Annotated in this window: 22 protein-coding genes; 12 read left to right on the top strand and 10 right to left on the bottom strand. The window is 60.5% G+C overall.

Annotated features, from left to right (window positions below):
* Window positions 1-334: 334 nt before the first annotated feature.
* Genes AMS69_RS09885 through AMS69_RS09875 form a run of 3 tightly spaced genes read left to right on the top strand, consistent with a single transcriptional unit; the run spans window position 335 to window position 3,950 of the window.
* Window positions 335-1,543 (top strand): ABC transporter substrate-binding protein, encoded by a 1,209-nt coding sequence (locus tag AMS69_RS09885; protein WP_053967926.1) that lies wholly within the window; start codon window positions 335-337, stop codon window positions 1,541-1,543.
* 2 nt (window positions 1,544-1,545) lie between these two features.
* A complete protein-coding gene (locus tag AMS69_RS09880; protein WP_053967925.1) occupies window positions 1,546-3,468 on the top strand; it encodes a HAMP domain-containing protein in 1,923 nt (640 codons plus the stop codon).
* A 56-nt stretch (window positions 3,469-3,524) separates the two neighbouring features.
* On the top strand, window positions 3,525-3,950 hold the full coding sequence (locus AMS69_RS09875) for a hypothetical protein (protein WP_053967924.1): 426 nt from the start codon (window positions 3,525-3,527) through the stop codon (window positions 3,948-3,950).
* A 350-nt stretch (window positions 3,951-4,300) separates the two neighbouring features.
* On the opposite strand, the gene AMS69_RS21085 is transcribed toward AMS69_RS09875, so the two are convergent.
* On the bottom strand, window positions 4,301-4,423 hold the full coding sequence (locus AMS69_RS21085; RefSeq protein ID WP_274378005.1) for a hypothetical protein: 123 nt from the start codon (window positions 4,421-4,423) through the stop codon (window positions 4,301-4,303).
* A gap of 1,536 nt (window positions 4,424-5,959) precedes the next feature.
* Between AMS69_RS21085 and AMS69_RS09865 the strand changes: the two genes are divergently transcribed.
* Together AMS69_RS09865 and AMS69_RS09860 are read left to right on the top strand one after the other, a co-directional pair.
* The gene (locus tag AMS69_RS09865; RefSeq protein ID WP_053967922.1) at window positions 5,960-6,373 is read left to right on the top strand and encodes a DUF5805 domain-containing protein; all 414 of its coding nucleotides are present in this window, start codon (window positions 5,960-5,962) and stop codon (window positions 6,371-6,373) included.
* Window positions 6,370-7,407, top strand: a complete 1,038-nt coding sequence (locus tag AMS69_RS09860; protein ID WP_053967921.1) for a tyrosine-type recombinase/integrase — start codon at window positions 6,370-6,372, stop codon at window positions 7,405-7,407. The genes AMS69_RS09865 and AMS69_RS09860 overlap by 4 nt, the downstream gene beginning before the upstream one ends.
* 245 nt (window positions 7,408-7,652) lie before the next feature.
* Here the strand turns inward: AMS69_RS09860 and AMS69_RS09855 are convergent, their stop codons facing one another.
* From AMS69_RS09855 to AMS69_RS09815, 9 genes are all read right to left on the bottom strand, one after another.
* Window positions 7,653-8,369: a helix-turn-helix domain-containing protein gene (locus AMS69_RS09855; protein ID WP_053967920.1), complete on the bottom strand. Its 717-nt coding sequence runs from the start codon at window positions 8,367-8,369 to the stop codon at window positions 7,653-7,655.
* Window positions 8,370-8,411: 42 nt separating this feature from the next.
* The gene (locus AMS69_RS09850) at window positions 8,412-9,398 is read right to left on the bottom strand and encodes an amino acid ABC transporter permease (RefSeq protein ID WP_053967919.1); all 987 of its coding nucleotides are present in this window, start codon (window positions 9,396-9,398) and stop codon (window positions 8,412-8,414) included.
* Window positions 9,395-10,147 carry an amino acid ABC transporter ATP-binding protein gene (locus tag AMS69_RS09845; protein ID WP_053967918.1) on the bottom strand — a complete coding sequence of 251 codons (753 nt, stop codon included), beginning with the start codon at window positions 10,145-10,147 and terminating at the stop codon, window positions 9,395-9,397. The genes AMS69_RS09850 and AMS69_RS09845 overlap by 4 nt, the downstream gene beginning before the upstream one ends.
* Window positions 10,144-10,824: an amino acid ABC transporter permease gene (locus AMS69_RS09840; RefSeq protein WP_053967917.1), complete on the bottom strand. Its 681-nt coding sequence runs from the start codon at window positions 10,822-10,824 to the stop codon at window positions 10,144-10,146. Before AMS69_RS09840 ends, AMS69_RS09845 begins: the two co-directional genes overlap by 4 nt.
* Before the next feature lie 4 nt (window positions 10,825-10,828).
* Window positions 10,829-11,617, bottom strand: a complete 789-nt coding sequence (locus tag AMS69_RS09835; RefSeq protein ID WP_053967916.1) for a basic amino acid ABC transporter substrate-binding protein — start codon at window positions 11,615-11,617, stop codon at window positions 10,829-10,831.
* Between the two features lie 59 nt (window positions 11,618-11,676).
* Entirely contained in the window at window positions 11,677-12,999 is a 1,323-nt protein-coding gene (locus AMS69_RS09830; protein ID WP_053967915.1) for a class-III pyridoxal-phosphate-dependent aminotransferase, read from the bottom strand.
* A gap of 92 nt (window positions 13,000-13,091) precedes the next feature.
* The gene (gene rocF, locus AMS69_RS09825) at window positions 13,092-13,982 is read right to left on the bottom strand and encodes an arginase (protein WP_080508821.1); all 891 of its coding nucleotides are present in this window, start codon (window positions 13,980-13,982) and stop codon (window positions 13,092-13,094) included.
* Window positions 13,983-14,045: 63 nt separating this feature from the next.
* Window positions 14,046-15,329: a glutamate dehydrogenase GdhB gene (gene gdhB, locus AMS69_RS09820; protein ID WP_053967913.1), complete on the bottom strand. Its 1,284-nt coding sequence runs from the start codon at window positions 15,327-15,329 to the stop codon at window positions 14,046-14,048.
* Between the two features lie 730 nt (window positions 15,330-16,059).
* Entirely contained in the window at window positions 16,060-16,866 is an 807-nt protein-coding gene (locus tag AMS69_RS09815; RefSeq protein ID WP_053967912.1) for an IclR family transcriptional regulator, read from the bottom strand.
* 522 nt (window positions 16,867-17,388) lie between these two features.
* Here AMS69_RS09815 and AMS69_RS09810 point away from each other — a divergent pair.
* The 7 genes from AMS69_RS09810 to AMS69_RS09780 all read left to right on the top strand — a co-directional run bounded on the left by AMS69_RS09810 (window position 17,389) and on the right by AMS69_RS09780 (window position 24,994).
* Window positions 17,389-18,114: a DUF7260 family protein gene (locus AMS69_RS09810; protein ID WP_053967911.1), complete on the top strand. Its 726-nt coding sequence runs from the start codon at window positions 17,389-17,391 to the stop codon at window positions 18,112-18,114.
* Between the two features lie 245 nt (window positions 18,115-18,359).
* Window positions 18,360-18,872 carry a plastocyanin/azurin family copper-binding protein gene (locus tag AMS69_RS09805; protein ID WP_053967910.1) on the top strand — a complete coding sequence of 171 codons (513 nt, stop codon included), beginning with the start codon at window positions 18,360-18,362 and terminating at the stop codon, window positions 18,870-18,872.
* Window position 18,873: 1 nt separating this feature from the next.
* Entirely contained in the window at window positions 18,874-20,853 is a 1,980-nt protein-coding gene (nosZ, locus tag AMS69_RS09800) for a TAT-dependent nitrous-oxide reductase (RefSeq protein ID WP_053967909.1), read from the top strand.
* A 29-nt stretch (window positions 20,854-20,882) separates the two neighbouring features.
* Window positions 20,883-21,683, top strand: coding sequence for a hypothetical protein (locus AMS69_RS09795; RefSeq protein ID WP_053967908.1), 801 nt, complete (start codon window positions 20,883-20,885; stop codon window positions 21,681-21,683).
* The gene (locus tag AMS69_RS09790) at window positions 21,680-23,071 is read left to right on the top strand and encodes a right-handed parallel beta-helix repeat-containing protein (RefSeq protein WP_053967907.1); all 1,392 of its coding nucleotides are present in this window, start codon (window positions 21,680-21,682) and stop codon (window positions 23,069-23,071) included. The genes AMS69_RS09795 and AMS69_RS09790 overlap by 4 nt, the downstream gene beginning before the upstream one ends.
* Window positions 23,058-24,053 (top strand): ABC transporter ATP-binding protein, encoded by a 996-nt coding sequence (locus AMS69_RS09785; RefSeq protein ID WP_053967906.1) that lies wholly within the window; start codon window positions 23,058-23,060, stop codon window positions 24,051-24,053. The genes AMS69_RS09790 and AMS69_RS09785 overlap by 14 nt, the downstream gene beginning before the upstream one ends.
* Window positions 24,050-24,994, top strand: a complete 945-nt coding sequence (locus AMS69_RS09780; protein ID WP_053967905.1) for an ABC transporter permease — start codon at window positions 24,050-24,052, stop codon at window positions 24,992-24,994. Before AMS69_RS09785 ends, AMS69_RS09780 begins: the two co-directional genes overlap by 4 nt.
* Window position 24,995 lies beyond the last annotated feature (1 nt).

Below are 24,995 nucleotides of genomic sequence, written 5' to 3'. Positions count from 1 at the left end.
CCGACGTTGCTCACTGACTGGGTATAAATCCCGGAGAACCAGCCGCCAGACCGATCTGTTAGTCACACCTTACTGAAGCTGAGCGCGTTAGCTCGTATTTTTCGTCATAGGTTATAGGCAGTATAAGTTTTCTCCAAAAGTTTATGTGCTATACTAATTAAGACACGGCAGTATGGATTCAGGGAGAGATGGAGGTGGACCGTCGGTCTCTAGGCGGAACCTACTCCGTTCGATTGGTGTGTCCGGGCTGGCCGGACTTGCCGGTTGTGGTGGCAGCGAGGGTGTGACAGATGGAGATAAGACGCCGACCCCAACTCCAGTCGGAAATTATCCGGTGTCCGGGGATTCGGTGACATTTGGTTTCAACATCGCGTCCTCTGGAGCGTACTCAACGGCCGGCAAACAGGAACTCCGAGGCTTCAAACTCGCGGTCAAGCACATTAACAACGGTGGTGGGTGGGTAACGAGCGAGAAATACGAGTCGCCCCTTGACGGTGACGGTCTTCTGAATAAGGATGTCGAATTCGCTGTCGAAGACACGGGTGGCAATTCAGATACCGCTCGGCGTAACGCACAGCGGCTTGTTGATAGCGAGGAAGTGATTATGCTTGCTGGCGGCACGTCCAGCAGTTCCGGCCTGGCTAATCAGAAGGTTGCCGCGAAGAATCAAATCGTGTACATGGCGACGATGGCGAACGCGAATTCGCTGACGGGGGCCGACTGTAACCGGTACTCCTTCCGTGAGATGTTCAATAACCGCATGGCGGCAGCGGCGCTGGCCCCAGCACTCCGTAGCGAGTTCGGCGAAGACGCCAATTACGTCAAGATCTTTCAGGACAGTGACTGGGGACAGACGCTCCGGGATGATATGGATGCAGCTCTCGGGAATATCGGCTGGGCACCTGTCTGGGACACGACCGCACAGGTCGGGACAAGCGATTACTCCCAGTACGCAGCAGACATCAAGTCGGTCGATTTCGACGTGATTGTGCTTGGACTCGGGGGCCTCGACGCAGTAAACGCACTCCGGGCGTTCCGAGATGAGTTCCCGGAGTCGAATATCGTTCTTCCAATGGCTTCGAAGGATATTGCCCAGACCGCAGGCGATGCGATAGAGGGCGTTATCGGGACTGTCGCCTGGAGTCCAGCAATCAACTCGCCGCTGTCTAACTCATTCCGAGAGACGTTCCGTGAGGAGTACAGCAGTTCGACTGGCTCCTCGAAATCAGTCTCCCCATCAGGACCAGCGCATATCGCATATACGCAAACGCTGCAATACGCCAGCGCAGTCGAGCGGGCGGGAACGTTCAATCCGCTCGATGTCATCGGAGCGCTCGAAGGCCACGAGTACGATGCTGGCCTCGGACCACAGACGCTCCGGGCCTGTGATCATCAGGCGATGCGTCAGGTGCCGGTTGTGAGAGGCAAGTCGGAGATACAGCAATCCTATGGGACCTACTACGAGCTGGTCGGGGAACCAGCGGATGTACAGTACGCGTGCGATAGCGACCCAGCGGCGAACTGCTCGCTTGGAGGGAACTAACAATGAGCTCAGGAGACACACAGATACCAGACAGTTCAGAGACCGATTCGAACGCCGGCGGTGGGATTCTGGCGACAGTCGTCCCGGATTTCATCCGGCGAAACTTTGCACTCAAATTCGGCATCGTCCTCTTCGTCATGGCGCTGTCGGTTGGGCTCATCGGTCTTGCCGCGACGGAGCAGGTCAGAGATTACACTGAAAAACAGGTTCTGAGTGACTACGAGAACGCAGCCGCACAGGAAGCGGACATCCTGTCACAGTGGGTAGACCGAAACCGGCTATCGACTCAATTCGTCTCCTCAGATGATATCTGGGCCAGTAGCGATACCGACGATATCAATATCGAACTCAATAATCGGAAAGCCGCCTTGTCGGCAGATGCGTCCGATATCCATCTGATCGAACGGAACGCAGCCCAGTCTCAAGTCGTCGCCAGCACATCTAACTCACAGGTACTGACCAACTCACCGCTCGAATCGACGAGCAGAGGCTGGCTTACCGGTGCCGACTTCGAGACGGCAAGCGATGTCGTCGTCTCTGACGTGTACCAGACAAACTCCGGCCCTGTCGTTGGCTTTGTCAGCCCTGTCGATGCCTCGCAGAACCGGTATATTCTCATTGAATACTCACTCGATGAGATTGCCAACTCGCTACAGGGGAACAACAGGGCCGAAGGCGGATTCACGCAAGTCGTCAACGGGTCGGCGGTCGTCATGATCGACGAACCCAGAGACGGGAGCCGTGGCCTCGGAGAGAATATACTGCAGTCGTACAGCGAGAGCAGCCGCGCGACCGCGCCGATCACCGAGGCAAATGACCTCCGGTCTTCAGAACAGCAATCCGGTGTCACCGCCGATATGCCGGCGGCTGACGTCCTCAGCGAACGCTACACCGTCGGCTACGCACCGATACAGGGAACGAACTGGGTCGTCCTCGTGCACGCGCCTAACTCTGCGGTATTTGGGTTCGTCCAGAACGTCCAACAGTACGGGCTCATCGGGACGGCACTGATGGTGCTACTCATCGCAGGCGTCGGTGCGATACTCGGGTACAACACGGCGACGTCTATTGACCGACTGACCCGAAAAACGGACCAGATGCGACAGGGGAACCTCGACGTCGATATCGCTACCAGTCGCATCGACAACGTCGGTCGCCTGTACAGCGGGTTCGCTGATATGCGCGACGCGCTCAAACAGCAGATCAACGAGGCCGAGCGTGCACAGAAAGAGGCGGAGGTTTCCCGAGCCGAAGCCCTCGAAGTCAACAAGTATCTCCAGAAGAAGGCCGAGGAGTTCTCCGACGTGATGGAGGAGACGGCCGCTGGAAACCTGACCGAGCGGATGGACACCGACGGCGAGAACGAATCGATGGATCGTATCGCCAGCGAGTTCAACGGCATGGTCGACGAACTCGAAAAGACGATCGGCCAGCTCAACAGCTTCGCCGATGAAGTTGCGGAATCTGGGGACGTCGTTCTGTCAAGTGCGGAGTCTGTCCGTGACGCGTCCGAGCAGGTCGCCGAATCGACGCAGAAAATCTCCGACGACGCCTACGATCAGAAGGACCGTCTCGCAACCATCTCGGAGGACCTCGACACCCTCGTGGACACGCTCGAAGAACTGGAAGCGGACAATCCGGACATCGATCTGGGCGACTCGCTTGAGCGGTTCCGGACGGTTGCGACGACGCTGCAGTCGGCCGCCGAAACGAGTGACCAGATGATGGCCGAGACCCAGACTGTCGCTGGCGCAGCCGAAGAGCAGGCCGCAGAGCTCAACGAGGTGTCTTCGCGGGCCGAACAGCTCAAACGCTACGCGAAGCCACTCGGTGACATCCTGAACCGCTTCGAAACCGAAGCCGAACACGAGTTCGTCTTCTCGGGCGGTCCGTCACAGAGTCTCGGCGAAGAGGAAGAAGAGTAACCCGCGTCGCTGCTTTCACCGAAACCGGTTTTCGCGCTGGCGACGTACCGTGTTCAATGAGCGACGACATGGGCGATATTTCGCGGGCTGAACTCGCCGAGTACTGTCGAACCCAAGCTGCGATTCTTGCGGGTCAGATAGAGCAACAGAGCGCGGCGCTCTCCGATCTGCTCGAAGAAATCGAACAGGACACTGCCACCGCTCGTGCGACATTAACCGAGAGTCCCGACCGTCCGGACGGTGATGCGGAAGCTACTATCGCCGAAATCGAGGCCAAGCAGGAGCGAGCGCAAACGAAACAGGCAACAATTGAGGAATACCGGACGTTGGCTGCGGGATATACAGATCTTGCAGAACAACTCGCCGAGGACGCTGGCGATCTCGAAACTGTTCTTGAATTCGAAATCGAGACCGACGCGCCGACGTATTTCGACGCTGAGACGACGATTCTGGGCGTAGCGACCGGAAGAGATAGAGACTGACAGATGTTCCGGCGGAAGTCCGGACCGGCGACCACGTCGCTGATTTCTGCTGACAGCCATCGTTCTCACGGCAGCCCAACGCTGAATTCGAGTAGCTCGTGAAAAGAAACTGTCCTCGCCACAGGGATAACTCGTCCTGATTCGGTCAGTTCAGATCGCTGCTGACATGCGAGTACGATATGGCCTGGCTACTGAGCTTCTGATATCCAATCCGAATCTGGATTGACCAACTCAAATTCTGTATAGCCATATAGAGTTTACTTGTTCCGAGTGCATCGCTGAGAGTGTCGCATGAGGATTATCAGTAGTAATTAAACATCAGATGGTCAGACTGTTCTGGTGGGCCACGCTTACGAATTGAACGTCCGCTCGACGAGATACTTGACCAGATAGAACCCACCGATAAGGGTTACAATCATGACTACCAGAAGGATCGCAATCATGAACAAGAGAACGAGTGCGTCGTTAGCCACCGGACTCACCCACCTGAGCAGACGCGTGTCGTCGGGTACGCATAGCCCTAGTTTCAGTCTCGACACGCTAATGCAGGAGGGTTTCGGTTCAGTACTCTATAGCCTCGTGGTCTGTATTGTCCCAGCGATCGGACGCTCGGTTCCGTGTGCAGAAGCGGACAGGGTCGTGGTACAGACCGCCCCAGGGCAGTGCGAAGTTGTTCTCGATAGCCTGCCACCTGTTAGTGCCACAGAACAGCGACGCATGGCGCGAATGCTTGAATACGAAGAAGGACCGAATACGTCGGTCGGAGAACACCAGACCGACCGGATTTCCGTGGCAACGAGGGCAACGGGCGTGTACGCAAGGGTAGCATTCGCAGCATATCGTAGACCGGTAGAGGAGACGAGCAGTCCCGGGGCCTGAGCTGCTGATTGGGAACCACTGTGAGATTGACAACCACAGGATGTTTCAACCCTAAATCGCTGCCAACCCGAATCAGCCGACCACACGAGGTGGAGCCGTTGGATTGTGGTACGAGACACTGGTTGCCTTTTCGGCGCTTACTCATGACTGCTTCTGCCGGGGGACACGCAACTGCCCGATGACGCGGCTACTCAAGAGAGTGGCAAATACACTCCCGCTGCCTGTACCATCACGCTGGCAAGCAGTATCTGTACGAAAACCGTGAGATGGTCCAGAGAGTTAATGACATGACGCGAAAACCCAGCAACAGTTCGGGAAATGAAGCCGTTTGGAGCCGCTGAAGACGAAGTTTTCCGGGGAGAGTATCGAGACAGTCGTAGGCGTGTCTAGCGACTGTACTGGAAGCGAGCCCGGGACCACGCAGTCATGGGGCAGTATGTCGTACTTACTGGAATGGCTGTACGGAGACGGTGTAGATACAGTGCATGTTGGTGGCAGGTCAGAGCGTGGGCGGTTAAGCGTGTTTACGTGTGGCAGTACAGGCCGGACGACACAGCATCAGGACCTTCCACAGTGCGATTCCGCCAGCCTCGCAGCGTCAGAAACGAGTCTGAGCTGCCAGCAAAACAAGCAAGTTGATGGCAAGGTGTTTGGATGGCATGACCACGACTGATTGGAGCCACCGCGTTTCAACGTCTCAGAGAACAGCGCACAGACGTGGTATCGCCTACTGTACCGGAACAGTATACTGGGGCTCATTGACCGACCGAGATGTCTACGGAGCGGACCGCACCGGTCACCGGAAGATGCCAACAGCGGCGGTACACGCCTCATCTGGGGCCACGGATGCGTACGTGAGACGACCAAGGCATCAACCGGCAGGGCAGTCCGGTCATTCCGAGCCTCTTATTGACACTCGAGGGCCTGCCATATCCTCCCCAATCTGGACGAATCAACAATGGGGCCAACATTCCAGCGAACCTTATAGTTGTGAGTGTGGACCCCTATATCCGCTAAATTATTGAATATTTGATTGGAATGGGGCAAAATAGGGTACCATATACCCAAATAAAGGCTTTTATCTCTGAGTATGGGACTACATTGAAGTTCCCGGCGTTCGAGAGGAGACTGTGTCCAGTGACAGTGAGCGCACGACGGTTCGGACGTATATTCCGGCCTACCAGAAGGAACAGTGGCAGGCCCACGCCGAGGAGTTGGATATGAGCCAAAGCGAGTTCGTCCGGACGATGGTACAGGCAGGCCGAAGCGGTTTCGAGCCAGCAGCGTCCGAAACGGGCGGATCGGACGCCGCTGAGAACGATAGCGAGGAACCCCGTTCTCCGGGCGCTACCCCTGGGGGTGACGGGCTGAAAGACCGGGTCCGGGACATCTTGGCTGACGGGGATTACTACGAGTGGGATGACCTGCTCGCCGAGCTTACCGACGACATCGAGGACCGCCTCGAAGACACGCTGCAGGAACTGCAGTCCAACAACGAAGTGCAGTACAGCGGGCGACATGGGGGGTATGTTCGAGACGAATGAGCACGGATACAGCCACACCGGACGCCGAATCGGACCCGATCGGCTATTTCCTCGATGACATCCGGTATCACGGAAAGAGCGACCGGACTCGTGCCTCTTACGAGCGCGTCCTGCGAGACTTCGAGTCCTATCTGGCGGATAGCAGCCAGCCTCTTCCTGTTCAAGAGGCCTCCCACCGCGACTGTATGGCATATGTCCACAGTCTCCGTGGAGATGCCGAAGAAAGCACTGTCGCAACATATGCATCATATCTGCACCGGTTTTTCGCGTACATGACTCAGGTCGGCGTCTTCGATTCGAACCCGATGACGCTGGTCATGGAGGAGATGGACGAATCGATCAACACCGACCCGACCCGTCGGGAGATCGACCTTCAGTCGATGCGTGCGTTCGTCGACAGCATCTCACATCCACTTGAGCGAGCTATCACAGTGACACTGCTGAAAACGGGAATGCGGGCCGGCGAACTGTGTAACCTCGACATCCGGGACCTCAACCTCGACACCCCCGGCCCCAGACCAGATATTACGGTCCGAGCAGGGCTTGATGGGCGTCCGGACTCGTTGTTCGTCGCGGCAGACCCGACTCGTGGTGAGGCCAGTAACGGGGAAGAACGGACCGCGTCCAACAAGCGCAAGCGCGAGACAACGATTCCAGTCGATGCAGAGCTGGCTTCAGTGCTGCGACGCTGGCTCGCGATTCGGCCGGACACGCAGTCCCCTGCAGCGCCGCTGTTTGTGTCCACAAGCGACAGCTGGGGAGAGCGACTCACGCCGAACATGGTACACCACATCGTCGAATCCCACGCCCGTGAGTTCGGGTGGTACACGGACGGTGGGGGAGCCGAAGAGAACGTGACACCGCACTACTTCCGACACTTCTTCACGACACATCTCCGGGACCGGACTGGCGACCGCGGTGTCGTCAAGTACCTCAGAGGCGACGTGGCACAGGATGTTATCGACACGTACACCCACGAATGGGGGACTCGGGTCAGAGACGTGTACGAGGCTGAAATCTACTCGCTGCTGTGACTTATTTGTAGTTTAACCCATACTTTAGCCGTAGCCAAGATGGTGGCTGCTGGACTTATAAATTACATACCGCTATACTAAATTAGGCGATTGCTGTCTCGCCCGCTGTCTTAACGGCTGATTCCATTGGGCTCAGACGAGGCAGACGATCACAGGCTCGTACGAGATGACCCGCCAGAAACTGCAGATGCCATGACTTCAGCCGTCTCAGGAAGATCCACCCAGAGAAAGCGCCACCGATAGGACTACTCGGGATCCAGCAGTTTCGATTCGGCGGTTCGGAGATGCTCGAGGAGCGTCGTCTTCGAGATGTCCATCTCTGCGGCGAGTTCGCGGACCGAGATTCCGCGCGGCCACTGATAGTAGCCTGCTTCGCGGGCCGCTTCGAAGGCTCGTCGCTGTGCCGGCGTTAGCGAGTCGGTTCGCAGCCCACTCACCGAGCGTTCAGAGTCACTGTCAGGCGTGACGATGGATTCGACCGACACGTCAGCGTCGGCGTCAGCTTCGACGGCATCGAGTGCGGACTGAATTTCGGGCCGCTCGCCAGTGAAACTCACTTGCCAGCGCTCGCGACCGTCTTCGATACGAACGGGCGCACTGTGGACGAACCCGTGTTCAAGGAGCGTCGGACAGACTAGTTCGTCTGGATCGTACTCTAGCAGAAACTGTCTGACGACGGTGCCGGGTGCATCGCGCTTGTGTCCGATCCGTGCCTGGAGTTCCTGTATCTCTCCGGCGTGGGGTGAGGCACGGACTGCGTCGAGGCAGTCTTCGACAGCCGACTTCGTAGCTCCATACACTGTAAACACACCGTTGACCGATGCTGTCGACGACTGAACGGTCTGTTGTACCGTGTGCGCCAGAATACCACCGTCCGTGCAGTCGGTCGCCTCGATAGCCCAGCAGTTCGGGTGCCACAGGTCGAGTGTGAGCCGTGCTCCGGCGCTATCAGCGTGACTCATAGGATGTGTTATGATAGTTGATCGGAGGTCCCAAGAGGGTAATCATTGTCTCGTGTGTCCGACACCGGCAGTTGCAGTGTGCGATTCGACACGATCCATCACTGCTGATGCCGACACGACCAAGGCCAGGTACAGTATCGCCACCAGCACGAAGAGTTCCGTATACTGATACGTTTCGTTTGCGATGGTACTGGTTTTGCCGTACAGTTCCTGCACAGTGATGAAACTCGCCAGTGAGGAGTACTTAATGAGGTACACGAGTTCGTTCGTCCAACTGGGCAGCGCGAGCCGAAGGCCCTGGGGAACGACGACGTACCGTATTCCTTCGAGCTTTGAGAGTCCGATGGCGCGTGCAGCAGTCAGCTGGCCGCCGTCGACTGATTCCAGCGACGCACGCAGGTATTCGGACTGGTAGGCAGCGCTGTTCAGCGTGAAACTGATCACGGCCACCCAGAACGCCTGCGCCGGGACAAAGCCGACACCGACCCCCGGGACGCCCCTGAGAACCTGCGTGAGTGAGGTCGCGAAGTAAAGCACGAACAACTGGGCGAGCAGTGGCGTCCCGCGGATGAGTTCCGTGTACGACAGCGCGAGCCAGCGAGCCCACCGGCCACCGTACACGCGAACGATGCTAAGCGGAAGCGCCAGCGTGAACCCGAGACAGACGCTGAAGACCGTGAGCAGAACGGTCGTCCAGATGCCCTGTGCCAGCGCCGGCAGGTACGCCGTCGCGTCAGCGGCAAACCGGAGCGCGTCCGCGAACCATACGAGGGGCGCTCCGGCCGCACCGAGTGACGCGGCGAGTGAGCCGACAGTATCCGCTGTTGTCAGAAACGGAGCTGCCGGGATAAACGGTGTGCCGCGGTCGAGCCCGAATAGCCCTGCGAGGACGAAATCGGTGGTCCAGCGAGCGAGAACCCAGACCCAGAACAGCGCTAGACCCACCGTAAGCGGTCGAATCGTGAACACTGTGCCGACGCGGTCACGGAGTCCCGGATTCGGTGATGTCGTGGATTCGGCCGTGCTCATGGCGTCGCCTCGTGTGCGTGCAATCTGCTCAGGAACTGCTCGGTTCGGTCCGCTGTGGGGTTCTGGAACAGTTGCTCCGGCGGCCCGTGTTCGACGATTTCACCGTCGTCGAGGAACACGATGTCGGATGCGGCCGACCGGGCGAAGTCCATCTCGTGGCTGACGACGAGCATCGTGATGCCCTCGGCGGCGAGGTCACGCATTACCTCGACGACTTCGCCGACGAGTTCGGGGTCAAGTGCGCTGGTCGGCTCGTCAAACAGCAACAGGTCTGGGTCCATCGCGAGTGCGCGAGCGATGCCGACGCGCTGTTTCTGTCCGCCGGAGAGTTCAGCGGGGTACGAGTCCGCCTGTTCCAGCAATCCGACCTGTTCGAGGTGGTCCCGTCCGGCCGCCTCGGCGTCAGCAGCGTCCATGCCGAGCACTTTTCTCGGGCCGAGAGTGACGTTTTCGAGCGCCGTCAGGTGCGCAAAGAGATTGAAATCCTGAAACACCATGCCGACTTGCTTTCGCAGTTCGTTGACGTCGGTGTCGGCCCCGGTCACGTCCTGCCCCTCAAGAGCGATTTGACCACTGTTGATCTCGGTCAGGCGGTTCACACACCGGAGCAGCGTTGACTTCCCTGAGCCGCTCGGACCGATGAGAACCGTCACGTCGCCCTGGTCCATTTCGAGGTCAACGCCTTCCAGTACTTCTTCGCTCCCGTAGGACTTGTGCAGGTCGTCGATTGAAAGTAGTGGCTGTGTCATGTTGTTCCCTCCGGTACTGCGTAGTAGTCACTGAGTCTGTCGAGCGACCGGTTCGTCGCAAACGTCAGCACGAAGTAGACGAGGCTGACGGCGAGGAATATCTCCAGCGCTGCGGTCGACTGTCCGCCTTCGTAGAGGTTCTGGCCCGTCGTCAGCAGCTCGCCGATGCCGATGACAATGGCGATGCTCGTGTCCTTGAGGACGATAGTGAACTCGTTCTGGAATCCCGGCACACTCCGACGGAGCGCCTGCGGGACGACGACGTGCCGAATCGCTTCGAATCGGGACATCGCGACGGCGCGTGCCGCTTCCAGTTGCCCATCGTCGACGCTCTGGAGCGCACCGCGGAAAATCTGGGACTGGTAGGCGGCGCTCCGGAGGCCGAGCGCGATAGTCGCCGTGACGAACGCGCTGCTGGAAACGGACAGGCCGAAGTACAGGACCATAATGATGACCAGCAGCGGGGTGCCGCGAAGGACAACCCCGACCTGCTCGACCAGCCGACTGGCCCGTTCCGAGCCGTACACCTCTATCGCCCCGGCCGGGAACCCGATGGTGAATCCCAGGAGAATACTGGCGACAGTGAGTGCGATGGTGACAGCTGTCCCGCCGAGCAACAGGCCCAAGTTGTCGATGACGAACAGCCAGTCAGCGGTCTGGAGTAGGATTGCTGCCATGGCCTCACTTTTGTCCGAACCACTTCTCGGTCAGGTCCCGGTACGTCCCGTCGTCCTCAACTGTGGTCAGCCCGCTGTTGAGCGCGCCCGCGAGTTCGTCGTTACCGGACTGAATCCCGAAGCCGAACTGCTCGCCAGTCTCGTGGACGAACGCAGACTTGATGGGGCGATTTGCCACGAACGAGTTCGCCACGGGGACATCGATGATGATGACATCGACGTTTTCGTTCAGCAGGTCCTCGACGGCGAGCACGTAGTTGCCGTACGCGTTGTACTGAGACGCCTGAATCGTCCCGGCTTCGATGAGCTGGTCTTTGATAACAGATTCACCAGTCGTCCCTTTCTGTGCCCCGACCGTCGCCCCGGAGAGGTCAGCCAGCGACGACGGCGAGAACGACCCGTTCTCCCGGACGATAATAGCCTGATTCGAGCTGTAGTACGGGTCAGAGAAGTCGATTGCCTCGTCGCGGTCATCGTTTATCGTCATGCCAGCCGCGACGACGTCGACATTTCCGTTGTTCAACGCTGGGATGAGTGATTTGAACTCCAGTTCCTCCCAGCCGCTCAGCTCGTACTCCGTCGCCGCGATAACGGCTTCCAGTAGCTCGACGTCGAAGCCGACGAGTTCGCCGTCCTGTTTCATCTCAAACGGCGGAAAGCCCGGCGCTGTGCCCGCAGTGAGCGTCTGTGAGTCACCGCTGCCCGATTGACAGCCGGCGACCGACAGGGTCGCGACAGTGCCACCGATTGCCTGCAGATACCTCCGTCTGTCTACGCGTGCCTCTCGTGGCATAGTGCCACAGTCGAATCAGTCATATTTTAACATTTCGGTTACCGCAGAAGTGGCGAGGGTTAGGCCGACGCGACAGCGTCTGCAACCTCGGTAAAGACCGAATCGAGGATGTCGACACAGAGTTCCAGTTCGCGCTCGGTGACATCAAGTGGCGGGAGCAGTCGGAGGGATTTCTGGCCACAGCCGAGCGTGAGGAGGCCGTGCTGGAGCGCGGTTTCCATCACGGCGTCGCGGCGATCAGGCGTATCGAACTCCACCGCGGTCATCAGGCCGAGGCCGCGAACGTCTTCGACCAGCGGACGGTCTGCCGAGATATCGCGGAGTCGGTCCATGAAGTACGTCCCCTTCTCGGCGGCGTTGTCCAGCAGGTTGTGGTCCTCGATAGCGGCGAGAGTCAGTGCGCCACGCATCGAGCCGAGGATGTCGCCGGCCCCCCACGTCGAGGAGAGCCGCGACGTTTCGGATGGGAAGATGTCCGACCGGGAGATGGTCGCGCCGACCCGGAGCGCTTTGGCGCTCGTGATGACATCCGGTTCGATGTCGTAGTGGTCGACGGCCCACATCTCGCCAGTGCGGCCGGCTCCCGACTGGATTTCGTCAGCGATGATCGGGATGTCGTGTTCCCGGCAGAGGTCGTCGACGGCCGAGAGGAACTCGGGGCTCGGGACGCGATAGCCGCCTTCGCCCTGTATCGGCTCCAGAATGAGGAACGCGACTTCTTCGGGCGGGATATGGCCGGTATCCGCGTCGAGTTTCGAACGGAGGCGCTCGACACCGGCCTCTGAGTACTCCACGTCGTGAATGCCGCTGAGTTCGGGGAACTTCCGTCGGTAGACGGACTTCGAACGGTTCAGTGAAAGCGCCCCGAGGGTCCGTCCGTGGAACGCGCCGTCGAAAGTAATGCCGTATTTCGGCGTCTCGCAGTTATCGTAACAGATCTTCATCGCGTTCTCGACTGCCTCAGCACCGGAGTTCGAGAGGAAGACGGTGTCGAAGTCGTAATGGCTGGTAATGTCGGTCAGTCGATCCATCAGGTGGGCAGGACCCGGCAGCGACGTTTCGTCGGGCGAACCACCGGTGCTGACGTAGAAGTCTTGACCGGCGATTTTCAGCGGGTCGACCATGTCGAACTCGTCGGCCCGGTCGAGGACCTTCGGGTTGTTGTACCCGAGCGGCGACGCGGCGACGTGGCATGTGAAATCCAGCAGGACGTTGCCGTCCGCATCTGTACAGAACGGACCGATTGCGTCCTCGGTGATGTCCCAGACGAAATCGTACACGTACGTACTCGGCGCGGCGGTCTCGTGGTGGTACTCGACCCATTCGCTGCTCTGTGGGCCGGGCAGACTATCGACACGCGGCTCTGCAGTATTGCGGTCCATGTTATCACAGTGGCAATCATTGGTAATAAATCACTGTGTTCCAGGCCAGCGTGCGGCCACACGACTGGGGACCTGCTGCGGTTCGAAAAGAACTACAGAATCCGCTTGCCGAACGCGCTGGCGGCGAGTTCGGCCGCCCGCTCACCTGTCGTGTTGCGCTGGTCGAGGATGGGGTTGACTTCGACGACATCGAGCGAGCGCAGCACCGATTCGGCGGCGTCGCGGTCGGCGACCCGTTCCATCGCCGTATGCGCCTCGCGGTACGTGACCCCGCCCGGAACCGGTGTCCCGACTCCCGGTGCATCGTCCGGGTCAAGCCAGTCGAGGTCGAGGCTCACGTGGATGGCATCCGCCCCGTCGGTCGCGATGTCGAGTGCCTCGTCGGTGACTGAGCCGATACCCCGTTTATCGATGTCCGCCATAGTAAAGACGGAGATATCGCTCTCGCGGAGGACCGCTCGTTCGTCGGTATCGAGGCTCCGCGCGCCGACGATGACGGTGTTTTCCTCGGCGACGTTCGGGGCGGTGGCCCACGGCATCTCTGCGAAGTCGCCGTACCCGTGGGCGGCCGCAAGCGGCATCCCGTGAACGTTCCCGCTGGGCGACGTGGTCGGGGTGTTGTAATCGCCGTGGGCGTCGAACCAGATGACGCCGAGGTCGGCCGTCCGGGCCGCACCGCGCATCGTGCCCATTGCGATAGAGTGGTCACCGCCTAACACCAGCGGCACGCTCCCGTCGGCTATTTCGGTCGCCACCCGGTCGGCAAGGGTGTCGGTCATGTCCGCGATAGCATCGAGGTACTTCGCACCGTCAGCAGTGGCTGCCGGCTGCGACTCTAACATCGGCGGTGAGAGGTCTCCGGCGTCAGTGTATTCGACACCAGCCGTATCGAGTGCGGTACTGAGGCCGCCGTAGCGAATCGCCGACGGACCCATGTCGACGCCGCGCCGGTCAGCACCGAGCGCGAACGGGACACCGAGCACCGCGACAGGTGACGTGGGACGACTGTGGTCTCGTGAGTGAGTAGACTGAAGCGACATCCGTTGCTACGGCCATAGCCCGCGGGCGTTCATAGCGTCACCGATTCGAGAGAGCGCGACGATATAGGCCGCCGTTCGCCACGTCACATCGCGGTCCTCGACTTCGGTCTGGAGCGCCGCCCAGGCATCGAGCATTTCGGCCTCAAGTTCTTCGTTGACCTCCTCGCGGGACCAGCTCCGTCGGTTGATGTGCTGGAGCCACTCGAAGTAGCTCGCAGTGACACCACCGGCGTTGGCGAGAATGTCTGGGATAACTGGGATATCGCGCTCTTTGAACACGGCGTCGGCTGCTGTCGTTGTCGGCCCGTTCGCCCCTTCGACGATAATGCCTGCCTGCACGTCCGCAGCGTTTTCTTTGGTCAGGACATTCCCGACCGCTGCGGGAATGAGGACATCGACATCGAGTTCCAGCAGTTCGGCGTTGGATAGCTGACGCGGTGCGTCAACGTCCCCCAGCTGGCCGTGTTCGTCGCCGTCAGCGGAGATTGATTCGACATCGAGGCCGGATTCGTCGTAGATTCCGCCGTCGACGTCACTGACAGCGACGACGGACGCGCCCCAGGAGTCGAGCAGGCGTGCGGCGTTCGCGCCGACAGCACCGAAGCCCTGTACAGCGACGGTAGCGCCGTCGATGGTTCCGTCGTAATACTCGAGCGCTTCGCGGGCGACGATAGCGACGCTTCGGCCGGGTGCCTCCTCACGGCCGTGTGTGCCGCCGACCGCTGTTGGTTTGCCGGTCACGATGCCGGGGACTGTCTCGCCTTCCTGCATCGAATACGCGTCCATGAACCAGGCGACGGTCTGCTCGTCGGTCCCCATATCAGGTGCGGGGATGTCCTTCGTCGGCCCGACGACTTCGCGTAGTTCCTCGGCGAACCGGCGGGTCAGTTGCTCGGTTTCCTGTTGATTGAGCGTCGACGGGTCGACGACGATGCCGCCCTTCGCACCGCCGAAGGGAAGGTCCATCACCGCACACTTCCACGTCATCAACATCGCCAGCGCCGTACACTCCTCTGCGGAGACGCTCGGGTGGTATCGCATACCGCCCTTGTACGGTCCTCTAACCTCGAAGTGCTGGACGCGATACCCGTTGAACACCTCGACACTCCCGTCGGCTCGGCGGATCGGGACAGACACCTCGACGGTTTTCGATGGGTGGCGGAGCTGCTCAAGCAGCCCCTCGGAAAGGTCGAGGTGTTCGGCCGCCTGCTCCAGTTGGCGGCGGGCAGTCGCGATTGGCGATTCGTCCTTGTCTGACGCTTGCTCTGGTGGCTCCGTCTGTGTGCTCATGAGTGTTTATCGGTTTGGCTGTTGGTTCCGGTGCGTACTCCCACTCGCTTCGGGACCAATGGGGCGAGTACGTCGCGTTGTTCAGCACGCCGGTTCCGTTCTGACTGTCAGCATCCAATAGCTGGATTGAGACAGTGTATCGGCACCAAAACCGGTATTGTTAATAAATATTTGGGAGTGTATTCGGGACAAGCTGTTTGAAGATAGCAAAAACAATTGAATACTCTCGTAAGAAGTGCTTGCGGGGTTATGAGCCGATATCTCGTTGTCTGTGCGAAAGATTTCGCAAAACCGGGCTTGATATATTCAACAGAAGGAGCTACACTGAGGACATAAAATCGGACATGACGGCGAAGATATCGGCGCGTGTGTGGTGTAATCTAATCTTCGTGCCGAAGAAAAGAGTCGATAGCGTTTTGAAAAAATCAAAAGTAGACAGAGGATAGCAGTGCCAGACTCCCGTCCGTGAGCATACCACCGGGATTGGTGGCGGCTCCCTTGTGAGCCGCCTGAGACAGTCAGTAGGCGTGCTGTCGGGCCGGAGACGCCATTTCGGCCTACTCCTAACGGTGGTACGACTGTTATTGTGGCCCGGCCTCCGAGAGAACCGCTCCGTTCCGCAGTCACAATCACACAACAGGGTTTTGAGCTATCCAAATCCTGGAGACCAAACACCGTTGTTGGGTAGCGGTCGTCGCCAGCACGGGGCGATGGGTGTCAGCCACCGTGATTACGCGCCGCGATCGAACGAAGTCATTTCGAGATTGACTTCGATAAGGTTCGCAGCTTCCATCACCATCTCGGGGATCTCGGTGTCGAAGCGGGCTCCTTTGAGACGGCTGGTCGGTGCAGTCACACTGACCGCGCCGACGACGGTCCCGTCGTTGTCCAGTATCGGCGCACCGACCGCCCGGAGGCCGCGGATTTCTTCCTCGTCGTTCGTCGCGTATCCCCGCTCTCGGATGGTCTCTAGCTCGTCGCAGAGCGTCTCTCGGTCCGTAATCGTGTGCTGTGTCTGCCGTGAGAGCCCTTCTCGGTCGATTATTTTCTCGACACGCTCGTCTGGGAGACACGAGAGGATGGCCTTCCCAGAAGCGCTGTCGTGGAGATGCTGTGGGGCTTCCCGCAACTGGAGGTGATAGTCCATCCCGACGGCATGCTCCCCTCGGCGCTCGTAGATGGCGACTTCGCGCCCGTCGTTCTCAACGACCAGATGGACGTATTCGCCGGATTTGTCCGCCAGCTTGTCCACTTCCTCCTGACCGGCGGTATAGAGTTCCGTCTCGTTGCGGACGTGTTCGCCCATCGTGACGAACCGAAAACCAAGCTGGTACGTGTCGTCGTCCTTCGAGAGAAAGCCGCAGTCGGTCAGCGTCGCAAGATACGTGTGAAGCGTTCCCTGGGAGAGTTTGATTCGCTCGCTCAGTTCCTGCAACGTCGCGCTCTGTGACTCCTGAACAGCTTCGATGATCTCACAGGCGTTCTCCACGGACTGTATCCGTCGGCCCGTGTTTTGTGTGTCGGCGTCGTCGGTCATTACCCGAGTAGAGTTGCCGTCATTATTTAAAAACCCGGATGTGAGCGATGAGCGACCAGAGCGACCGCTCAGTCGCTACCAGCTGACAGGTAGCAATACTTAGCACGTCAAAACCACCTGGCAACCAATTGACTGGGGTACAGGACCGGAAAATGTCGAGATTTGCGCTCAAGATAATATATTCAAATACGGTAGTTTTGTAGCCAAATATAGATTTTACACGAAAATAGCTGGCTAATACTTACAAAAGCAGCGTCAATATAGTAAAGTATTGCATTATATTTTTGTAATCAGTTATTTTGTTTGTATATGAGAGTTCTTAAAGATACTTTCTGGAAGCGTAGATAGATCATGCCTGTTCTCCGAGTCGTCTGTTATTCTTTGAGTTCTGAAACGACCGATAGATCGAAACCGCATGATGGCCCGGCAACAGCGTCGAGACTATATAAATAGCCGTCCAGAACAGAGCGGTGTTGTCCGGTAACTAAAACACTTATTGTTGTTACCAGACGATACACTAGCATGGCAACGACGCCTGCGCAGGACGGCGCACAGTGGTTCCTGCACACATGGCGAGACCACATCCTCGAGCCGGTAGAGACGGCTCTCACTGTGCTTGACGAGGAGCATACGGAACTTGCCGCCGAGCAGGCTGGTCTCGAAGAATTCCTGCAGCGCCTCCGCGCCGTCGACCCCGTTGAACAGCCCTCCTCCCCCGTCGGTCCGCGAAGCCGACAATCCGCATCCGACCCCGTCGAAACGCTACGGGACGCGTACACCGACACGATGCTAGCTGTCGACCACTACGAATCAGTGTACGACGAATCGCTAGTCGAGAACGTCGCTATCGAGTTCGGACAGGACTACGCAGCACTGTTTCACCCTGAAACGAACGTCGGATTTTCCCCGCCGCTCAAACGGTCACTCGTAGCTGCGGCTGAGCAAGCAATCGACGAACGGACGTCGCTGGACCGCGCTGTCAAAATCGAACAGGAATCGATACAGGAGTACCACGGCAGCCTGCGGGAGATCATCGAGACACTCGACAGTACGGTCGTGCCCGAGTGGTATCGCGAAACGTTCCAGAGCGACGTTGCTGCCCTTTTACAGGAGCGACAGGACCAACTCCACTCTAGCGTTCATCGGTTCGAAACACACGAGTTCTGCACGTATATGTACGAAGACCAGCTCTGGACGTATCCGGTGTTGACCAGCCTCGCGCGGCTACAAGAATCTGTGGACAGTTGAACGAAGGCGGTGCCTGTCGCAGACTATTGTAGGCGTCACCGAGGCACGGTGCGTCCGACGCCGGCACCCACCACCCAAACTGGGGAGTACGGAGACGATGCACAGTCGTTGTACTCTGCGGCGATGTTCACGAAGAGGCACCATTCACTATTTACCGACGAACATCTTCGCCCCACTTCCTGCGAAATGAGAGTGCGGGTCCCTATATATACAGGTAGGTCTTCGAGTTGCAGCCGTGAGCTACCATGGAAACACGTAGAACATTCGTACGCGGTCTGGCTCTCGCGGCTGGAGTCACGCTAGCTGGCTGTTCATCGGGCGGCGGGTCGGACAGTGGCGGTGACGGCAACTCGGGTAGCAGCGGTGACGGAGCGGACAGCGGTGAAACCGAGTCCAGCGACGGCGGGAGCGGCTCCGAGTGGGCCGAGACAAGCACCGTGGAAATGACGGACGGACTGGCATACGAGCCAAAGAAGATCAAGGTCGAGGCAGGGACGACGGTCACGTTTGAGAACGTCGGTAGCATCGGCCACACGGTGACGGCATATGAGGACAAGATCCCCGATGGCGCGGAGTACTTCGCGTCCGGCGGGTTCGACTCCCTGCAGGCCGCGAAAGACGGCTACAGCAACGGGCAGAAAGGGAACATCCCGAAAGGCGAGAGCTACGAGGTCACGCTGGAGACGACCGGAACGTACGAGTACTACTGCATCCCCCACGAGATGAACGGGATGGTCGGCACAATCAAGGTGGTCTGATATGAGCAAAAACGAGACTCCCCGCGATCCGAACGAAGTCCTCGAAGAGTACGAAGAAACGCTCGACTCAGTGCTGGCAGAGGTTGAGTCCCCGGACGAAACGGCTGAAGAAGACGACCTCTCGCTGGGACTGCCCGGCCTCTCGCTCGGCCGCCGGGACTTCATGAAGGCCGGCGTCGCTGCCGGTGCGATGGGGTCCGTCGCCGGCTGTTCGGCGCTGACCGGCGGCGATGGCAGCGCCGGCAGCCAGTCGACGCCCTCTGGCAGCGGCGCGAGCCACACGGTCGAACCCGGCGAACACGACGAGTACTACGGCTTCTGGTCCGGCGGCCACTCCGGCGAACTGCGGGTCATCGGCATCCCGTCGATGCGCGAACTCACCCGTATTCCGGTGTTTAACACCGACTGTGCGTCTGGCTATGGCTTCACCGATGGCACGCAAGAGATGCTGGAAGAAAGCGGTGGCTACAGCTGGGGCGACAACCACCATCCGAACCTCTCTGAGACGGACGGCGACTACGACGGTGAGTACCTGTACGTCAACGACAAGGCCAACGGTCGCATTGCCCGCGTGAATCTCACGTACTTCGAGACGGACGCCATCACGGATGTCCCGAACATGCAGGCCATCCACGGCTGCTGTGTCCTCTCGCCGGACACGAAGTACGTGCTGGGCAACGGCGAGTTCCGCGCGCCGCTGCCCAACGACGGAACCGACGTGAAGAACCCGGACAACTACACGTCGCTGTTCGTCGCCGTCGACCCCGAGTCGATGGAGACCCAGTGGCAGGTCAAAGTCGACGGGAACCTCGACATCGTCGACACCGGCAAAGAGGGTCGATGGGCCATCTCCTCGGCGTACAACAGCGAGGAAGCCACCGACATTCAGGGGATGACGAAGGACGACCGGGACAACGTCAAGGCCTTCGACATCCCGGCTATCGAGCAGGCCGTCGAGAACGGCAACTATGAGGAAGTCAACGGGATCCCTGTCGTCGATGGCACGCAGGGCAGTTCGCTCAATCAGGGCGACCGCCCCATCGTGAAGTACATCCCGACGCCGAAAAGCCCCCACTGTGTCGAGGTCGGGCCGAACGGCGACTACGCGTTCATCGCCGGGAAGCTCTCCCCGACGGTGACGATGCTCGACCTGGACGCGCTGGCCGACTCTTCGGACCCCGAGGATGTCGTCGCCGGGCGGCCACGCGTCGGACTCGGGCCGCTGCACACCACCTTCGACGGGAACGGGCACGCCTACACGTCGCTGTTCATCGACTCGCAGGCAGTCAAGTGGGACATTCAGGCCGCCGTCGAGGCCGATGAGGGGTCAGAAGACCCCATCATCGAGAAGCAGGACGTCCACTACAACCCGGGGCACATTCAGGCGCTTGAGGCGATGACGACCGACCCCGATGGGGAGTGGCTCGTCAGCCTCAACAAGCTCTCGAAAGACCGGTTCCTTCCGGTCGGTCCCATCATGCCCGACAACGACCAGCTTATCCACATCGGGCAGGGCGAGTCGGAGATGGAACTGGTCGCGGACCACCCGGCCTACCCTGAGCCTCACGACTGTGTGTTCGCCCACAAGGACAAGATAGACGCCAAGAAAGTCTACGACAAGAGCGACTACGAGCAGACCTACATCACCGAGGAAGACTCCGGCGTCGAGCGCACGGGTGAGAACAGCGTCCACGTCAAGATGACGACCAAGCGCTCGGAGTTCGGCCTGCCGGACTTCACGGTCCAAGAAGGCGACGAAGTGAAACTGTCCACGACCAACATCGAGGGCGTTCAGGATATCATCCACGGCGTCGCCATCCCCGAACACGACATCAACTACGCCGTGGCCCCACAGGACACCCGGGAAGTCACCTTCACGGCCGACGACCCCGGCGTGTACTGGATCTACTGCACGTACTTCTGTAGCGCCCTGCACCTGGAGATGCGTAGCCGGATGATCGTCGAACCGGCGGAGGGGTAAGTCACGATCCACTCCGGAGGTGACCAGCCATGCAACGACCCACCCTCGACGACTTCCGCGAGATCCGGCGGGGCCTCCCAGTGGTAGCGGCGCTGCTGTTCGTCGCGGCGCTCGCGTTCCCGATGTGGCGCATTAGCGTTGATGCGGTGCAGTACCCGAGCACGACACTCCGCGTCTCTCTGTACGCCTACCCCCACCTGGCCGGGGATTTCACCGAGATGGCGCGACTGAACCACTACGTCGGGTTCTACTTCCCCGACCCGGTGTTAGTCGAGCCCAACTTCCCCGTTGAGGAGAACGCCATCGACGTGCCCGAGTGGGCGCTGGGTCCGGTGGCGTTCATTGCCGTGTCGCTGCTGTCGGTGTTCGTCGCCGTCGCACCGACTACCGAGAAGCTCAAACGCGGCCTGAAATATCAGTTCGGCGGCACCGTGTTGGTGTTCACCGTGATGCTGGCAGATATCCAGTACCGCCTCTGGCAGGCCGGCCACACGCTCGACCCCGGAGCGCCGGTGATGGGCGTCGACGGCTTCACGCCGCCACTGTGGGGGCAGTACCAGGTCGCCAATATCACCAGCGTCTCCCGGTTCGGCCTCGGCGCGTACATGGCCGCCACAGCTGTCGGACTGCTCGCGGTGTCGTACTACTACCGCAATCGGGCCGCGACGTTCAGCGAACTCCCGGCCCGACTCCGCGACGGACTCACCGGACTTCCCGACGCCGTTCAGAACCGACTGGGTCGTGAGGGCGACACCGACGACGAGGGAGACGCCCCGCACCGCCCGACGACCACTGTGGCTGAACCAGACCACCCGGACACACACTCATGATCTCACTGTCCCACGATTCCGAGCGTGCGTTCGCCATCGGGACCGCAGCCCTGCTCGTGCTGTCGGTCGTCGCTGTCGGGATGGCCAGCGCCGGTGAAACCGACAGCGCCCACGACGACCTCGACTTCGACCCCGACGTGCCTGAGATCGACTCGTTCACCGCCCCGTCGGCCGACGGCACCGCGACGGTTGACGGCGAGACCTACGTCAGCGCGCAGGCGGCAGTCGATGCCGCGGACCCCGGTGACACCGTGACGCTCGATGGCCGTTTCAACGAGACAGTCGTCGTCACCACGCCGAACGTCACGCTGTCCGGGAGCGGTTCCGGGTCGACGCTGCTGCACGGCGAGGGCGAGGGCGACGTCCTCGCCGTCGAAGCGCAGGGCGTCACCGTGACGGACCTCTGGGTCCGCAACAGCGGCTACAACACCGCGACGAATGACGCCGCGATATTCGTCAACGCCAGCGGGGTCACCGTCCGCAACAGCCGCGTGACCGACATGACCTTCGGCATCTGGCTCGACGGCGTCGACGACGCCGACATCCGCAACAACACCATCGTCGGCCGCGAGGAGATAACGCAGTTGACCAAACGCGGCAACGGTATCCAGATATGGAAGACCGAAGACAGCGTCATCCGGAACAACGACATCACCACTGTCCGGGACGGACTCTACTTCAACTGGGCGAAAAACGTCAACGCCAGCGAGAACACGATGTGGGACCTCCGGTACGGGGTCCACTACATGTACTCGGACGACTCGAACCTGCGGAACAACACCGCCTTCGACAACGACGTCGGGTACGCGCTGATGGTGTCGAAACATCTCGTCATCGAGGACAACGTCGCGGTGAACAACAGCGGGCAGTCCGGCCACGGGATCCTCGTCAAGAGCATCGACGACACAGACATCCGCGGCAACCACCTCGTCAACAACGAGAACGGGCTGTTTGTCTACAACTCCGTCAGCAACCGAATCGTCGATAACCTCGTCGTCGGTAACGACATCGGCGTCCACATCGCCGCGGGGAGTACCGACGGCACCGTGACCGAGAACAGTTTCATCCGCAACGACAGGCCGGTGCTTGCGGTCATGAGCGACCAGGTCCACTGGAACGAGAGCGTCGGGAACTACTGGTCCCGGGCGAACCCGACTGACGTCGACGACGATGGCGTCGGCGACACCCGCTATCAGCCGGCCGGAACCGTCCAGCAGGTGACCGCGGAAAAGCCCGCCGCGCGGGTGTTCGCAAGCAGCCCGGCCTTCGACGCCGTTCGGCTGGCCGAGTCGTCCGTACCGGTCGTCCAGTCGCCCGGCGTGGTCGATGCCCGCCCGCTCACCGAACCGCCCCACGAGGACTGGAGGAAATACTATGAACGTGATTGAGGTCGACGACGTATCGAAAACCTACGGCGACGTGCAGGCGCTCGACGGACTGAGCCTCGCGGTCGAACGAGGGACAACCCTCGGCGTGTTCGGCACGAACGGCGCCGGGAAGACGACGCTGTTCAAACTGCTCGCCGGGCTGAACCGACCGGACCGTGGCAGCGTTTCCGTCGCCGGTGCGGACCCGACTGACGGGACGACCGTTCGCGAACGGGTGCGGTACCTGCCGGAACACGCCGGCTTCCCGCCGAGCCTGACCGGACGCGAGATACTCCGCTTCCACGCCCGGATGCGCTCGGTACCCCGGGAAGACCGGAGCCACCACGTCGAGCGCATTCTGCACACCGTGGGACTCGCAGACGCCGCGGACCGCCGCGTCGGCGGCTACTCCAACGGGATGAACCGCCGCCTCGGCCTCGGCACCGCGCTCGTCGGCGAGCCGGCCGTGTTGATACTCGACGAACCGACCGCAGGACTCGACCCAGACGGCATCCAGGCGTTCCACGAGGTCGTGGAGTCGCTGGCAGCCGAGACCGACGTGACAATCGTCTTCTCCTCGCACGCACTCGGGGAGATTCAGCGGCTCTGCTCGGAAGCGGTCATCATCGCTGACGGACAGGTAGCGACTGCGGGGCCGGTCGGGCAGCTTCGCCGCGCTGCTGCCGACGAGGTGACAGTGTCGCTGTCGCTTGCGTCCGACGCGGCTGCAAGCGGAGCGGCGACAGACCTCGGTGACCACGGGGCAGTGTCAAGCGTCAGCCGCTCCGGCGCGGACGTGACGGCACGGACCACGCCAACCGAGGCCTACGACATCCTGACGGCCGTCGGTGAAGCGTACGACATCGACCGTTTCGAGGTCCGCGAACCGGGCCTCGAAGCCGCATTCCACGAGGCCGTCGGAACGGACGCTGCCGGCGACTCCGGCTCCGACAGCACACCAGCGGAAGCAGCCTCCGAAAAACCGGGAGGTGAGCCGGCATGAGGGGCGACGACTCCGCGACGGATCCGACCCCAGACGGCGGTGTTGTCGCGGCCGACGCACCGGGTACCCGGTTGCACGATGGCGGAACCGAGAGGGAGACGGCCGCCGACACGGCCGACGAATCGGTATTCGCCCGACTTGCCGATAGCAGCCTGTTCACTATCGCGCGACGGGAGTACCGGCTGGCCGTCCGGAGCCGATGGGCGCTCGGCGTGGCGCTACTGTTCGGCCTCTTTACCACCGCCGTCGTCCAGTTCGGGGCGAGTTCAGTCGGCCCGGGTCGCTTCGATGCGGTCATTGCAACTATCGCGGAACTCGGCGTCTATCTCGTCCCCCTGGCCGCGCTGGCGGTCGGCTACGACGCCATCGTCGGGGCGGACGAGCGCGGGTCGCTCGAACTCATGCTCGCGCTCCCGGTAACGAAAGGCCGCGTCGTCGTCGGCACTGCCATCGGCCGGGCGGCGGTGCTGTCCGGCGCGATGTTGCTGGGCTTCGTTCCCGGCGCACTGTTGACCGTTCGCTATCTCGGTCTCACCAGCGTCGGCCAGTACGCGGCCGTCGCCCTCGCTGCGGTGCTGACCGCCTGTGCGATGCTCGGTGTGGCGGTGCTGGTCTCGACGGTCGCACGGACGAAAACGCACGCGCTCGGTGCCGCACTGGCCATCTGGCTGTGGGTCGCGCTGTTGCACGATCTGGTCGCGCTGGGGGCCGTCGCTGGGTTCGACCTCGGATCCGGCGCTATCGCCGCGGCGATACTGCTCAATCCCGTGGACTGCTTCCGCGTGCTCGCGCTCTCACAGGTAGACGTGGTTGCCGGCGGCTTCGGCAGCGTGCTGGCACAGGCCGGGCTGACTACGCCGATGGTCGCGGCGGGGCTCCTAGTATGGGTCGTCGTGCCAGTCGGCATCGCTGCAAAACTCATCGAGCGGCGGCGTCTCTGAA

Origin of the sequence: Haloarcula rubripromontorii (assembly GCF_001280425.1) — an archaeon.
In the GTDB taxonomy this organism is placed as follows: domain Archaea; phylum Halobacteriota; class Halobacteria; order Halobacteriales; family Haloarculaceae; genus Haloarcula; species Haloarcula rubripromontorii.
This window is presented reverse-complemented; position numbering and strand designations above follow the sequence as displayed.

What these genes read in the sequence shown, in the direction of transcription:
- AMS69_RS09880 (WP_053967925.1), top strand. Translation starts at nt 1,546, where the DNA reads ATGAGCTCAGGAGACACACAGATACCAGACAGTTCAGAGACCGATTCG.
- AMS69_RS09875 (WP_053967924.1), top strand. Translation starts at nt 3,525, where the DNA reads ATGAGCGACGACATGGGCGATATTTCGCGGGCTGAACTCGCCGAGTAC.
- AMS69_RS09860 (WP_053967921.1), top strand. Translation starts at nt 6,370, where the DNA reads ATGAGCACGGATACAGCCACACCGGACGCCGAATCGGACCCGATCGGC.
- AMS69_RS09855 (WP_053967920.1), bottom strand. Translation starts at nt 8,369, where the DNA reads ATGAGTCACGCTGATAGCGCCGGAGCACGGCTCACACTCGACCTGTGG.
- AMS69_RS09850 (WP_053967919.1), bottom strand. Translation starts at nt 9,398, where the DNA reads ATGAGCACGGCCGAATCCACGACATCACCGAATCCGGGACTCCGTGAC.
- AMS69_RS09845 (WP_053967918.1), bottom strand. Translation starts at nt 10,147, where the DNA reads ATGACACAGCCACTACTTTCAATCGACGACCTGCACAAGTCCTACGGG.
- AMS69_RS09840 (WP_053967917.1), bottom strand. Translation starts at nt 10,824, where the DNA reads ATGGCAGCAATCCTACTCCAGACCGCTGACTGGCTGTTCGTCATCGAC.
- AMS69_RS09835 (WP_053967916.1), bottom strand. Translation starts at nt 11,617, where the DNA reads ATGCCACGAGAGGCACGCGTAGACAGACGGAGGTATCTGCAGGCAATC.
- AMS69_RS09830 (WP_053967915.1), bottom strand. Translation starts at nt 12,999, where the DNA reads ATGGACCGCAATACTGCAGAGCCGCGTGTCGATAGTCTGCCCGGCCCA.
- gdhB (WP_053967913.1), bottom strand. Translation starts at nt 15,329, where the DNA reads ATGAGCACACAGACGGAGCCACCAGAGCAAGCGTCAGACAAGGACGAA.
- AMS69_RS09815 (WP_053967912.1), bottom strand. Translation starts at nt 16,866, where the DNA reads ATGACCGACGACGCCGACACACAAAACACGGGCCGACGGATACAGTCC.
- AMS69_RS09810 (WP_053967911.1), top strand. Translation starts at nt 17,389, where the DNA reads ATGGCAACGACGCCTGCGCAGGACGGCGCACAGTGGTTCCTGCACACA.
- AMS69_RS09805 (WP_053967910.1), top strand. Translation starts at nt 18,360, where the DNA reads ATGGAAACACGTAGAACATTCGTACGCGGTCTGGCTCTCGCGGCTGGA.
- nosZ (WP_053967909.1), top strand. Translation starts at nt 18,874, where the DNA reads ATGAGCAAAAACGAGACTCCCCGCGATCCGAACGAAGTCCTCGAAGAG.
- AMS69_RS09795 (WP_053967908.1), top strand. Translation starts at nt 20,883, where the DNA reads ATGCAACGACCCACCCTCGACGACTTCCGCGAGATCCGGCGGGGCCTC.
- AMS69_RS09790 (WP_053967907.1), top strand. Translation starts at nt 21,680, where the DNA reads ATGATCTCACTGTCCCACGATTCCGAGCGTGCGTTCGCCATCGGGACC.
- AMS69_RS09785 (WP_053967906.1), top strand. Translation starts at nt 23,058, where the DNA reads ATGAACGTGATTGAGGTCGACGACGTATCGAAAACCTACGGCGACGTG.
- AMS69_RS09780 (WP_053967905.1), top strand. Translation starts at nt 24,050, where the DNA reads ATGAGGGGCGACGACTCCGCGACGGATCCGACCCCAGACGGCGGTGTT.